The organism is Gemmata obscuriglobus, from assembly GCF_008065095.1.
Lineage (GTDB): Bacteria > Planctomycetota > Planctomycetia > Gemmatales > Gemmataceae > Gemmata > Gemmata obscuriglobus.
The window spans coordinates 6,114,071-6,126,965 of the sequence record NZ_CP042911.1 but is presented as its reverse complement, the minus strand read 5'-3'; the positions used below and the strand labels follow the sequence as shown (position 1 = coordinate 6,126,965).

The 12,895-nt window shown below is 67.5% G+C and carries 9 protein-coding genes; 5 read left to right on the top strand and 4 right to left on the bottom strand.

Annotation, left to right across the window (positions count from 1 at the left end; all coding sequences use genetic code 11):
• Positions 1–66 precede the first annotated feature (66 nt).
• From GobsT_RS25655 to GobsT_RS25635, 5 genes are all read left to right on the top strand, one after another.
• Positions 67–360: an FmdB family zinc ribbon protein gene (locus tag GobsT_RS25655; protein WP_010051590.1), complete on the top strand. Its 294-nt coding sequence runs from the start codon at positions 67–69 to the stop codon at positions 358–360.
• Positions 361–510: 150 nt separating this feature from the next.
• Positions 511–930, top strand: coding sequence for a peptide-methionine (R)-S-oxide reductase MsrB (gene msrB, locus GobsT_RS25650; RefSeq protein ID WP_029601336.1), 420 nt, complete (start codon positions 511–513; stop codon positions 928–930).
• Between the two features lie 63 nt (positions 931–993).
• Positions 994–2,967 (top strand): serine/threonine protein kinase, encoded by a 1,974-nt coding sequence (locus GobsT_RS25645; protein WP_010051586.1) that lies wholly within the window; start codon positions 994–996, stop codon positions 2,965–2,967.
• A 407-nt stretch (positions 2,968–3,374) separates the two neighbouring features.
• On the top strand, positions 3,375–4,676 hold the full coding sequence (gene hemL / locus GobsT_RS25640; protein WP_010046875.1) for a glutamate-1-semialdehyde 2,1-aminomutase: 1,302 nt from the start codon (positions 3,375–3,377) through the stop codon (positions 4,674–4,676).
• Between the two features lie 103 nt (positions 4,677–4,779).
• The gene (locus GobsT_RS25635; RefSeq protein WP_010046878.1) at positions 4,780–6,153 is read left to right on the top strand and encodes an outer membrane protein assembly factor BamB family protein; all 1,374 of its coding nucleotides are present in this window, start codon (positions 4,780–4,782) and stop codon (positions 6,151–6,153) included.
• Positions 6,154–6,423: 270 nt separating this feature from the next.
• On the opposite strand, the gene GobsT_RS25630 is transcribed toward GobsT_RS25635, so the two are convergent.
• The 4 genes from GobsT_RS25630 to GobsT_RS25615 form a co-directional block, all read right to left on the bottom strand.
• Entirely contained in the window at positions 6,424–7,233 is an 810-nt protein-coding gene (locus GobsT_RS25630; RefSeq protein WP_010046881.1) for a 3'(2'),5'-bisphosphate nucleotidase CysQ family protein, read from the bottom strand.
• Complete coding sequence (locus GobsT_RS25625; RefSeq protein WP_010046884.1) at positions 7,230–9,458, bottom strand: ABC transporter ATP-binding protein; 2,229 nt, start codon at positions 9,456–9,458, stop codon at positions 7,230–7,232. The genes GobsT_RS25630 and GobsT_RS25625 overlap by 4 nt, the downstream gene beginning before the upstream one ends.
• 237 nt (positions 9,459–9,695) lie before the next feature.
• Positions 9,696–10,976, bottom strand: a complete 1,281-nt coding sequence (locus tag GobsT_RS25620) for an ABC transporter permease (RefSeq protein ID WP_010046886.1) — start codon at positions 10,974–10,976, stop codon at positions 9,696–9,698.
• Between the two features lie 165 nt (positions 10,977–11,141).
• Positions 11,142–12,578, bottom strand: a complete 1,437-nt coding sequence (locus tag GobsT_RS25615; protein ID WP_029601171.1) for a hypothetical protein — start codon at positions 12,576–12,578, stop codon at positions 11,142–11,144.
• Between the last annotated feature and the right edge of the window lie 317 nt (positions 12,579–12,895).

Here is a 12,895-nt window from a genome sequence, read left to right as displayed (position 1 = left end):
CAGTCAAGAAGGCCACGCCGTTCGGCTTGGGACTTGGGACCTGCCGACCTGTGACTCGGAGGACGTATGCCGCTGTACGTGTACGAGGTGGTGCTCGCCGACGGGACCGGCGGCGAGCGGTTCGAGGTGCTTCAGAAGATGGCCGACGCGGCCCTCACCGCGCACCCCGAAACCGGTGCGGCCGTGCGCCGGGTGTTCGCCGAGGCCAACACCCCCCGCGCCTGGACGGACGCCCACGGCAAGGCCGCCATGTCCGACAGCAACCTCGCCGCCAAGGGCTTCACCAAGTACGTGAAGACCGACAACGGCACCTACGAGCGGACGACGGGCACCGGGCCGAAAAAGATCCAGCGCAAGTAACCGACGGGGCGCCCGCCGCATCCAACCGCTATGAAACCGCGGCTCAAATTGTTCGTGGGGCTGGGCGCTGTCGCCCTGATCGTTTATGCCGCTCTGGCGTTCCGGCCCGGGGTCGCCCCCGCGCCGGTTCCGGAGCGTGAGGGGGTTCCGATGGGCGGCGAAAAGGTGGTGAAGACGGAAGCGGAGTGGCGGGCGCAACTCACCCCCGAACAGTACCGGGTGACGCGCGAACACGGCACCGAACGCGCCTGCACGGGTGCGTACTGGAACACCAAGGACAACGGCGTCTACGTGTGCGTGTGCTGCGACCAACCGCTGTTCGACTCGCTCAGCAAGTTCGACTCGGGCACCGGCTGGCCCAGCTTCGCGGAACCGGTCGCCGACGAACACGTCAGCACCCGGACGGACCGCAGCCACTTCATGGTGCGCACGGAGATCCTGTGCAGCCGGTGCGACGCGCACCTCGGGCACGTGTTCCCGGACGGGCCGCCCCCGCACGGGCTCCGATATTGCTTAAACTCGGTGGCCCTCAAACTGGTCCCGCGGTCCGAACCGGGACAGAAGAAGTAACGCCGCTCGCCCGACTTTGGTACAATACGCCTCTCCACGCGCGGGCGCCTGAGGGGTACTGTCATGCTGGTCGGTCAGCAGATCGGGCCGTTCGAGGTCGAGAAAGAACTCGGCAGCGGTGCGATGGGAACCGTCTACAAGGCGAAGTTCCACCGCAGCGAGGAGAAGATCGTCCCGGTGGCGCTCAAGGTGGTCGCCCTCGGCCTCCTCGGCAACGAGGGCGCGATGGCCCGCTTCGAGCGCGAGGCCAACATCCTCAAACAGCTCAAACACCCCCACATCGTCCGCCTCATCGCGCACGGGAAGATCAACAAGTCGAACCCGTACATCGCGATGGAGTTCATCGACGGGGAGGCCCTCGACCGCATCCTGTCGCGCCGCGGCAAGCTCGGGTGGGAAGAGGTCGTGGCGTACGGCAAGCAGCTCAGCGAGGCCCTCCAGTACGCCCACGACAAGGGCATCATCCACCGCGACCTGAAGCCGTCCAACCTGATGATCACGCGGGACGGCACGCTGAAGCTCACCGACTTCGGGATCGCCAAGGACACCGACGTGACCGCCCTCACCGGCGCGAACAGCACGATCGGCACCGCCGCGTACATGTCCCCGGAGCAGTGCCGGGGGGACCGCAACCTCAGCAACAAGTCGGACCTGTACTCGCTCGGCATCGTGTTCTTCGAGCTGCTCACCGGGCGCAAGCCGTTCGTAGCAGAAACCACGGTCGAGATGTTCCTGAAGCACGTCAACGAGAAGTCGCCGCGGATCGGGAAGCTGGTGAACGAACTGCCGCCGAAGTTCGAGTCGCTCATTCTGCAACTGCTGGAGAAAGATAAGGAGAGCCGCCCGGTGGACGCGGCGTGGGTGGCGCGGATGCTGACGGAGATCGAAGAGGACGCGTTCGCGCGCAAGAGCGCCGGGCTGTCGGTGGCGCAGGCACGCACCGCCGTGCCGGTGAACCAGTCCGGGGACCGGATGGACGCGACCGATAAGGCCGCCGCCCGCGCGCTCCGTGGTAAGCGCAAGAAGAAAAAGAAGGCCGTCCCGCTGCCTGAGCAGAAATGGGTGCACGCGGTCGGCCTGGGGCTGGTGCTGCTCGTCCTCGGGCTCGGGGCGTACGCGGCCCTGCGGCCGGCGTCGCCGGAGAAGCTGTTCGCGGCGATCGAGAAGACGAGCGAGCCGGCGGAGCGGGCCGAGGCGGCCTCGCGGTTCCTCGACGCGCACGGCGCACAGGGCGGCGAACTGGCGGACCGGGCCGCGGCGATCTTCCGCAGCGCTACCGTCCGCGACCGCGAGCGCCAACTGACGAACCGGAACGAGTCGCGTGCCCTCCGGAAACCGGCCGACGGTGACGACCCAGAGGCGTTCGAGCACGCCATGCTCGCCATCGACGCCGAGAAGGACGGTGACCTCCCGCGCGCCGAAGGGCTGTGGGGCAAGGTGAAGGCGCGGTTCCCGGAAGAGGCGAAGCTGCCGTACACGGCCGACAAACAGGTGCTGGCCAAGGCCCGCTGGGGCTGGGTCGCGGACAAGCGGGTCGCGGACATCCGGGCCGCCGAGGGGGAGTTGCGCAAGCTGCACGAGAAGCTCAAGAACAGCCAGCTCTACGACCAGCCGATGAAGTTCGACCCGGCCAGCCCGGAGTCGCTCGCGCTGCGGGCGCTGCGGCTCCAGCGCATCCCGGACCCGGAGAAGGCGGCGCGGACCACCGACGCCTTGGTCACCATGACCGAGAAGGAAGCCGAGAGCCGGGCCTGGTACCTCATCGGGTGCCAGTTGCGGCTCGGCCGACCGGCGCCGCCTCCGGATCCGGTCAAGGTGCGGGTCGACAACATCAACGCGTGGCTGGACGCGACCGAACGCACCGTTCGGCAGATCGCGTCCGATCCAGACAGCGCCGACCGCGCGGTACACGAGCGCGTCGTGCGCACCCGGTGCCGCGAGATCACTGAGCTGTACGACGACGACTCGCAGCAGCCGGTCAAGGACGCCGTTCGGCGCGCCACACAAGTTCTGGAATCGATACCGAAACGGTCCTGACTGCTCATTCCCTCGCGCTCGTTGGCCCGATACACGTACCCGGTAATACTGCCGCTTTCTTGACGAGCCGCGACCGCCAGGGAGCGGGATACGTGGCACCGCTCCCTGGCGGTCGCGGCTCGTCAACAAAAGCGACACGACCATCGGGCACGTGTATGATTTGCGCTTCGGTTGTCAGTGCCTGCTTTGGCTTTTGGTCTTGTGTCACAGACATTCCTGTCTCTGCCACAAGTACAGGCACAACCAGCCGGACCGTGAATGAGGCGTGCTTGGTTGGTCATCGTGCCCGGATCTGTTGACTTCGCCTCGGTGTGCCCGGCACGATCACCGACCGCATCTGTGGTTTCGTGTTGCCGTCCGGTGCGGCGGTAACATCGCACCTGTGAACCTGAGAACAAATAGAGACAATGCTCGACCTCTCGACCGTCCGCCCCGCGAGCGCCGCGGCCTTCGAACGCGCCAAAGCCGTGATCCCCGGTGGCGTCAACAGTCCGGCCCGTGCGTTCGGCGGCGTGGGCGGCAGCCCGCTTTTCATTTCCCGTGCCGACGGGCCGTTCCTCTACGACCTCGACGGCAACCGCTACCTCGACTTCATCGGCTCGTGGGGGCCGATGATCCTCGGCCACTGTCACCCGAAAGTCGTTGACGCGACCATCGCCGCGCTGAAGAACGGGTCGAGCTACGGCGCACCGTGCGAACTCGAAACGCAGCTCGCGGAACTCGTGATCGAAGCGATCCCGTCGGTCGAAATGGTGCGCTTCGTGTCCAGCGGCACCGAGGCGACGATGAGCGCCATCCGGTTGGCCCGCGGGTTCACCGGGCGCGACCGGATCGTCAAGTTCGCCGGGTGCTACCACGGGCACGTCGATTCGCTGCTCGTGTCGGCCGGTTCCAGCGCGCTGACCCTCGGGGTGCCGAACAGTCCCGGTGTGCCTGCGGGCTGCACCCAGGATACGAGCGTGCTGCGCTACAACGACGTGGCCGCGCTGGCGGAACTGTTCGCCGCGCAGGGGGACCGGATCGCGGGCGTGATTTTGGAACCGGTGGTGGGGAACATGGGGCTCGTGCCGCCCACGGCGGAGTTCCGCGCGGAACTCCGCCGGCTCACCCGGCAGCACGGCGCACTGCTCATCTACGACGAGGTGATGACCGGCTTCCGGCTCGGCTACGGCGGCGCGCAGGCACTGCTCGGCGACGCCCCGGACCTGACGTGCTTCGGGAAGATCATCGGCGGCGGTTACCCCGTCGGTGCGTACGGCGGGCGCGCGGACGTGATGCGGAAGGTGATGCCCGCGGGGCCGGTGTTCCAGGCGGGCACGCTTTCGGGCAACCCGGTCGCGATGGCGGCCGGCATCGCGACCCTGACCGAGTTGAAGACGAACCCGCCGTACGCGCGGCTCGAAGCCCAAAGTGCCCGGATCGGCGTCGGGCTCCTCGAAGCGGCCAAGCACGCGCGGGTGCCGGTTCAGTTCAACCGCGTCGGGAGCATGTGGACGCTGTTCTTCACCGACACACCGGTGACCGACCTCGACACGGCCAAGACCTCGGACGTGAAGCGGTTCGGGCGCTTCTTCTGGGAGATGATGGACCGCGGCGTGTACCTGCCGTGCAGCCAGTTCGAGGCCGCGTTCACCTGCGGCGCCATGACCGACGAACACATCGAGCAGACGATCGCGGCGGCCGGCGAGAGCCTGAAGGCGCTGAAGTAGTGCGGATGTGCCTCGCCTCAAAAGACGTGCTCTCGGACGAAACGCGTACTATGGTTTGACGCGTTACGCGCTCCACATCGTTGCGCCCAATTGAGGCACTATCATGAAGGCACGGGCGATCCTTCTCGTCGCGGGCGTGGCCGCAGTCATCGCCGTCGGCGTGTTTGTCGCCGCTCGGAGCCCCTGGGTGCAATCGTTGTTCGCGCGGAACAGTGAAGACCCGGCCGAGATTGAACGTGCCACGAACGCCGCCCTGACGAACCACAAGCCCGCCGACACCGCGACCGGCTATCCGCAGTGGCGCGGGGCCGGGCACGCGGGCGTTGCGCCGGCCGGATCGTTTCGTACCGACTGGGACAAGAGCCCTCCGAAACAACTGTGGCGCACGCCAATCGGCGGCGGGTACGGGTCGTGTGCGGTGGTCGGGGGACGGTTGTACGTTCAGGACCGCCAGGGCGAGAACGAGCGCGTCGTGTGCCTGGACGCCGAAACCGGGCGGCTCGTGTGGGAACACACGTACCCATCGGGGCAGGCCGGTAAGGACCGCACCTATGCGATCGGCCCGCGCGCCACGCCGACGGTCGCGGGGAGCTGGGTATTTACGGTTGGTGGCGCGGGCAAATTGCTCGCACTTGAGATCGAGGGGGATCGGCCCCAGGTGCGCTGGGAACACGATCTCATCACCGAATTCAACGCGGACCTGCCGCAGTGGGGTGTTGCGTGTTCCCCGCTGCTTCTGGGCGAGATGGTGGTTGTGCAACCGGGCGGCAATGGGGCCGCGGTCGTCGCGTTTGATAGAGCGAGTGGCGCGGTGAAGTGGCGGGCGGGTTCTAACCCGCCGGGATACAGTTCGCCGGTCGCGGCCAGCATTGGCGGCCTTGAAGTGATCTTCGCGTTTTTGGGTGACGCTCTCCTCGCAGTGCGTGCTGCCGACGGAAAGGTGATGAGCGAGTTCAAGTGGGCCACACGGTTCAGCGGGAACATCGCGACGCCCCTGGTGGTGGACAGCGAGTACGTGTTCATCTCGTCCGCGTACGAAATGGGCTGCGCGCTTCTACGGGCCGAACGCCGGGGTGACGAGGTTACCTTGGTAAAGGTGTACGAGCAGCGTCGCAACGGATTCGCGAACCACCACGCGACGAGCGTGTACAAGGACAAGCACCTCTTCGGCATCGACGGCACCCAGGGCAGCGGCGGGCTGAAGTGCGTCACGCTCATGACCGGGAAATCGGTACCGGACTGGGAGGCGCGCGAGATCGGGCAGGCGAGCCTGATTCTGGCGGGTGAACACCTCATCCTGCAGACCGCGCGGGGCGACCTGTGCTTGGTGGAGGCAAATCCCAAGGAATACACACTGGTGTCGAAGCTGCCGAAGGTGCTGACCGGGAACAACAACTGGGCCACGCCGACCCTGGTGAACGGTCTGCTGTACGTTCGCGATGAGGAAAAGGTACTCTGCTTCGATGTGCGGCCATAAGGCCGAATTGCGGCGGATGATTCGGTGCGGCGAGCACTAACGGGATGGCGGCCGGAATACGAGCTGACCGTACTGTTCGTCAATGGCCGTGATCGGCTCGCTGGCATACCGGACTTTGAACTCCCGCGAGGACTTTCGACCTGCGCTCGTTGGGGCTGGTGCGGTCGGTGCGAAAGTCGGCGTTGAGGAGCACCCCACGACCAAGAACCCCGCGCGCAGGACCAAGGGCCACGAGGAGAGTGCCCCGCGGCGAAGCTCTACCGTTACAACTCACGATTCACGGCTCAAAGCCGCGACCGCTTGCGCGTGGACGAGCCCGTTTGTGGCGAGCAGCCCGTTCGTTTGTTTGAACTCCGGTGCCTGATAGGTTACAGGCGCGCCGTTCAGGAACGTGACCGTGCCGCCGGCCTCGGTCACGAGCAGGTGGCCGGCGCAAATGTCCCAGTCCGCGAACGTGCCGTAGGTATTCGCGTACACGTCGGCATCGCCACGCGCCACACACGCCAGCTTCACCCCGCCGGAATACGTCTCGATCACCGTTTTGGGTGCCAGCGCACGCACCGGCTTCGGCGACATGCCCGTTTTCGCCCAGCTCTGCACGAGCACGAGTTCGTCGAACGCGCGGGCCGAAACCTGGCAGCGCGTCGGCTCCTCGTTACCGAATTGGAGCCAGCAGCCGCCGCCGATCCGTGCGAACGTGATCCGCTGCTGCACCGGTTCGGCCACGACCCCCACCACGGGGAGCCCGTCAACCAGAAGGCCGATCATGACCGAGAACTGGCCGACCTTTTTCGCGAACCCGCGGGTGCCGTCGATGGGGTCCACGACCCACGTCCGCTTTCCCGATTTCGCCACGCCGTCGAACTGTGGCGTCGACTCCTCGGCGCACAGCGCGTCCCCGGGAAATTGCTCGTGCAAGAGGCCGAGGATCAATTCCTGCGACGCACGGTCCGCGTGCGTGCTGATCGAAACCGGGGCGTCGGGGATCGGGGTGAACGCCTCGTACTCGCGGCGAAGGAAGTCACTGGCGCGAGCGGCGGCGTGACGTGCCGCCGCCAGCTCGGTGCTGTAATCCGTCATTCGGTGTCCTTCAGCGCGGGGTACTCGGTCGCGGTCGCGTCGGCGGTCAGTTGCAACCCGCGGTAGGTGTCGCTGTCCTTCCAGAGTTCGTCGTGGGTGCCCGACGCCTCGATGCGCCCGCCCTTCAGCACGAACACGCGGTTCACGTTCCGCAGCGTCGACAGCCGCTGGGCGAGGAACAGGATCGTGCGCCCGGCGGAGATCCGGGCCAGCGTGTCGTCGAGCAGCGCGAGCGTGTCCTCGTCCACCGGCCCGGTCGGCTCCTCGATCACCAGCACGGACGGGTCGCGGAGCAGGGCGCGGGCGAGCGCGACGCGGAACCGCTGGCCGAGTGTCAGCGTGTGGCCGGTCGGCCCGATCAGCGTTTCGTAGCCGAAGGGCAGCTTCTCGATGAACTGGTGCGCGTGCGCCAGTTTCGCGGCCTCAATGATTTGCGGCAGGCTGTGCTCCGGGTTCCCGACCCCAATGTTGTTCGCGACCGTGTCGGTGAATGTGAGGTCGTCGAGCATCACCACCGCGACCTGCGCGCGGAGGGATTCGTGCGTGACCCACCGGATGTTCTTGTCCTCGATCCGGATCTCACCCGAGGTCGGGTCGAGGAACCGCGGCACGAGGTACATGAGCGCGTGCTTCTCGGCCGGGTCGGGGCCGACGATGGCGGCGCTCGCGTGAACCGGCACCGCGAACGTGACGCTCTCCAGCAGCCGCTTGCCGGTGGCGGGGTCGTCGAGGGTGACTTGGCGGAACTCGATGCGGGTGGTGAGCGCCGGGAGGAACTCCGCGTCGGCGGCCTCGGCGGCCTCGCCGCGGCGGTCGAGGAACTCGAAGATCGCGTCCGCGGCCTCGCGCCCGCGCTTCTGTTTGGCGGCGTAGTCGAACAGGCCCGCGACCGGCGCGCCGAGCGCCACCAGCGCGACGGCGAGCACCGCGAGGCCCGCGACCGTGAACCCGCCCGCCAATACGCCCCGCGCCGCGAGGTACAGCAGGGCGACGCCCGCCACCAGCACGACCGAGCCGAGGAGCGGACTCGCGAGCGTGCTGCCGCGCATCTTGCGCCAGTTCGCCCGGGCCGATTCGTTCAACTGGCGCTCGACGCGGGCCTGGTTGAACCGCTCCATCTGGAAGCACTTCACCAGCCGGAACAGGGCCATGCTTTCCTTAAGGAGCGCGAGCGCCGCGGCGGCCTGCCGTTCGCCGAACCGGCCCTCGCGCCGGAAGTGCGCCGCGACCTGGCCGCCGACCAGCCACACCAGCGACGCGAGCGCCAGGAAGCTGAGCGCGAGCCAGAAGTTCACGAGCAGGATGACCACCAGCAGGAGCGCCGCGGTGAGCGGATACCGGACCGCGCCGGTGAGCCGCGCGTGCAGCGCGTCGCCCACCTCCTCGACCCGCTCCGTGAGCAGCCGCGCGGCCTCGGCGGTGCCGACCGCCTGCATCGTGAGCGTGCCCAACCGGTAGGTGTGGAAGTACACGGCGCGCCGCACCTTGGTGACCGCTTCGAGGGTGACCGCGGCCGACAGGTACGTGAGGGCGTTCACCAGAACTCCGCGGACGGCCGCGAGCCCCAAGGCGAGCACGAACAGCCCGGTCAGGTACGTGACGTTCGCGGACCCAGTCGCCCCCGGCTTCCACGTCCACCCGGCCCAGGCGGCGACCCGGCCCAGGAGCGGCGCCGTCCACCGGTTCCGCTCGCGCACCACGAGGCTGAGCAACCCGAACTGCGGTTTCGCGTCGGGGTCGCTGCCTTCGGCCTTATCGGCACGCTCCGAGCCCGAGGGCGGGAGGTACGCGTCGGCGGCGGCCTGATGCACGCGTTCGCGGAGCGTGAGGTACACCCCCGCGTGCCACCGCGCGTCCCACTCGTCGGCGAAGAGGTGCTCTTCGGCCTGTGAGCGTGCCAGCGGCTTGAGTTCCTCGTCACTTTTGGCGGTGAGCCGCTTCACGCGTAACGGGTCCGCCCAGTTGAGCCGGGCGACCGCAGCGTTTCGGTCGGCGTCGGAATGCTCCGCCCACTCGGTGGCGAATTCCTTCTTTTGCGCCGCCGTGAGCTCCCCATAGTGCGGGATCTCGCCGCGCCACACGAGCAGGTCCACGAACAAATACAGGAGCAAAACGAGGAAGGCGCACGTTACGGCGGCGCCGATGGAACTCAGGATCGCGCCTCGTCGAGCCGCGGGGGATTTGACGAAGTCGGTGCGGAGCCGGGTGAGTGCGTCGCCGTCCACGTGAGCCCTCGACACGGTGATAAAGGTGTACTCGGGCGGGCGCCACAGCCAGCGCCCTTTAAGTCAGCCTATCACGGTCAGCGCGGGTGTGTGAGTGGGGGAACGTCAGAAATGGCGGGCGGGCGGCGTCTGCCCCCCGCGGAACCGTACACCGTGCGACTTGCAGTTCGTGCGGCGTGTGCCGATTGTGCGTGCGGGGGAGCGTCGTTCGCGACCCACGCCCCCGCACGCCTCCGATCACGCGAGGTCGCGGTCTTCGAACAGCAGCAGGCCGCCGAGGAGCGCGATGACGGTGTAGATCAGCGAGTACGCTGTGACCGTGAGGACGTACACGCCGAACTGCCACAAGTCGAGCGGGCTCTCGCGGATGATTGCCCGGCCCATGTTGAACGACTCGAGAGACGGGAGCAGGGCGTCGAAGAGCTGCCCGAGGAAGCCGATCAGCCGCACCCCCACCCCGCCGCCTTGGGCCTGCTGAGTCACCTGCACCACGACCGGCGCGAGGTGCCCGAGGAAGTACAGGACCAGACACAGCACGAGGTTCACGACGAACGCGACCCGCGTTGCCAGGGCGGACGCCACCGCGACCAGGATCATGACCTGTCCGAACCCGAGCGCGACCCCGAACGAGTGCGCGAGCGCGTCCGAGAACCGCAGCCCCGCGCCGGTCGCGACCGCTTTACCGAGCGCGCTCGGCACGGCCGCCCGGAACGGCGGTACAACGGTCCTCTGGGCCTGGAACGTGAGCGGGTCCACCACCTTTTCGGCGGTGCCGAGCGGGTCGGACGGGTCCGCCGTGTTGTTGATCGGGTCGAACTCGCGCATCGCCCGCAGCGCGTCGGTGAGCGTCCAGCTCAGGAGCAGCGACATCACCAGACAGGCCATCAGGATGCCGAGGAACTTGCCCAGCAGGAACTGGCGGCGGTTCACCGGCTTGCTCATCAGCGTGACCGCGGTGCGGCCCTCGATCTCCTCGCTGATCGACATGCTGGCGGCCAGGATGCCGAACAGGGTCGCGGAGAGCATCACGATGTCGAAGCCGATCTGCTTCATCATCTTGTAGTCGTCGCCGAACGTGAAGTACGGGATCGTGATGGAGATCCAGACGGCGATGGCGGCGGCGCCGGTGATGAGCCAGAACATCGGCTGGCGGCAGCTCTCGCGGAACGCAGCGTACGCGACCACGCCCCCCTTGGGCCACACCATGATGAGCGCCTGCGGCAGCAGGAGGAACACGGCGATGATGAGCTGGAGGTGCAGGACCGCGCCGTAGATGTACCGCCCGTTCCAGGCGAGGACCGTGGCGTCCCCCTTGTACCCGAGGAAGGTGGCGACGCCGACCCCGGCCCCGAGGAGGCCGAGCAGGACGTACAGGAACGCCACCGGGCTGCTGGACGCGGCCTTAAACCCTTTCGGGTCGATGGCCCAGAGCCACGGCAGCGCGGCGACGAACTGCACGGCTGCCAGCACCACACCGGCCAGCAGAACGGTGGGATCGTTGATCCAGGTCGAAAACATCGCGAGGCCCGCGGTGGGTCGGAACGAGTCGGTGCGTTACCCGCCATACGCCGCACGCGGTCCGGCGGTTCGCTGTCTGTGTAGGAGTTCCCCGTTCCAAGTTCCAGGTTCCCGCGGAATGCGGGCGGCCGGGCGCGCCGGAGCATCCGGAACCGGGAGCCCGGTTCACACCCACAACTCCAGCGCCCGCAGCACGACGCTCTGCCACAAATCGAACGCGTCCTCGCCGTCGAGGTGGTCGGAAAGCACGCTGCCGGTCTTGATCACCGGGTGCGACCCTTTCACCATCAGTTTCGTCACCACCACCGTTTCTAGGTCCAGCGTGACCGGTTCGGCCGCGACCGCGAGACAGTGGACCTGCGCGCTGCGCGACAGCGTGCCCAGGTGCTTCTCAATTGCCTCCTGGTTGGGCAGCTCGAGCACCTCGCCGTCGCCGCGCTCGATCGGCTCGCGCAGCAGCAACTTCAGCAGCGCTGCCTCTTCGGTCAGCGGGTTCTTCCCGCCCTCTTGCACGAACAGCACCTCGAAGCGGATGGCGTCCGTGCTCAGCCACTCGGTCAACCGCCGCACGAGCGCCAGGATCGTGGCCTGGACCAGAACGATCCGCTGGTAGGGAAGGTCGGCGTCCTTGAAACGGGCGGTGACCAGGTCCGGGTACAGCACGAACACGAACGCGCGGCGGCGCCGGAGGAACTGGTTCTCGTCGCGCGAGTAGTAGAACAGCTCGTCCCGCACGAACTTCATGTCGAACAGGTCGGGGCTCTCCGGCTCCATGTACGCCAGTTGCGAGTGCAGCAGGCTTTCGATCGAGCCCTTCGTGGAGATCGACGTGTACCCGCCGACCGGGTACTGGTCCTCGTCCATCACGCGGGTCGGAACCTCTTTGCGGCCCACGAGCGGCTTCACCGGCCGGCCCGGGAGCTTCGCTTCGAGCCGGGCCGTCGTTTGTACGATCTGCCGGTGCGCGACGTAGTGCGCCTTGTCGGCGATCGCGGTGCCCTGTTCGATCGCGAGGATGTCTTCGAGGGCCAACACCTCGGCGGTGCGCCGCCCGGCCGCCACGAGCGCCTCGTAGAGCTGCACGAGCAGCGGGAGCGGGCCGTCGCGGACCAGTTCGTCGTAGGACGACTTGATGATCTCGTCGGGGTTGGTGGTCTGGAGCGACCGGATCACGGCCGGCGGGAGCAGCACCCCGGCGAACCCGGCCCGGTCACAAATCTGGCGCACCAGGTAGGCCAGCCCGCGGACGCGGTCACGGTCCTTGTACTTCCGCAGCGCGTCGCCGGCGCGCTCGAAGGTCCAGTCGGCGTAGAGCTTGCCGAGGACGTGGTCCTCGTAGCTGCGCCCCAACGCCGGCGGCCACCCGGGCACCGGGTGGGCTTCTCGCGCCCGCTGGTCGGTGTCCACGCCGAGCGCGACGTGCCCGACGTCGGCCACGAACCCGATCGGCGGGAGCGGGTCGCCTTCGGACGCGATTTCCATCGCCCACTCGAGGGCGCGCCGGACGGTGTTGGCGGTGGGCTTGACCGCGCGCTGGAGCAGCAACCCGTCCAGAATGTACCGGCGGGCCGCGTCCAGATCGCGGAGTTCGGTCGGGTCCATGAAACCTTCCCAGGTGCGCAGCTTGTGCTGAACCACTTATAGCAGGTCCGGCCGACAGCACCAAACCCCGATGCCCTCCCGAGCTTCTGCCTTCGTTGCAAGGGACCGGATCCGCGGCCCGCTCGTTCGAGGCGGGAACGTGTCGTGGCACTGTGGGTGAGTGACGTTGGTGGCACAAGCCGGGATGGCCGCGTAGACCATCTGTTCGATACATTCGTGCTAATCGTTCGAGCCGCTAAAGTTTGCCCGGGCGCCAGCCGATAGAAGTTGTGACGTGGGTCGGGATCGAGCTGTCTGCGGTCGCCACCTTCGTGTTC

Coding starts and splice junctions, on each gene's coding strand:
- GobsT_RS25635 (WP_010046878.1), top strand. CDS start 4,780: ATGAAGGCACGGGCGATCCTTCTCGTCGCGGGCGTGGCCGCAGTCATC.
- hemL (WP_010046875.1), top strand. CDS start 3,375: ATGCTCGACCTCTCGACCGTCCGCCCCGCGAGCGCCGCGGCCTTCGAA.
- GobsT_RS25620 (WP_010046886.1), bottom strand. CDS start 10,976: ATGTTTTCGACCTGGATCAACGATCCCACCGTTCTGCTGGCCGGTGTG.
- GobsT_RS25645 (WP_010051586.1), top strand. CDS start 994: ATGCTGGTCGGTCAGCAGATCGGGCCGTTCGAGGTCGAGAAAGAACTC.
- GobsT_RS25655 (WP_010051590.1), top strand. CDS start 67: ATGCCGCTGTACGTGTACGAGGTGGTGCTCGCCGACGGGACCGGCGGC.
- GobsT_RS25615 (WP_029601171.1), bottom strand. CDS start 12,578: ATGGACCCGACCGAACTCCGCGATCTGGACGCGGCCCGCCGGTACATT.
- msrB (WP_029601336.1), top strand. CDS start 511: ATGGGCGGCGAAAAGGTGGTGAAGACGGAAGCGGAGTGGCGGGCGCAA.
- GobsT_RS25630 (WP_010046881.1), bottom strand. CDS start 7,233: ATGACGGATTACAGCACCGAGCTGGCGGCGGCACGTCACGCCGCCGCT.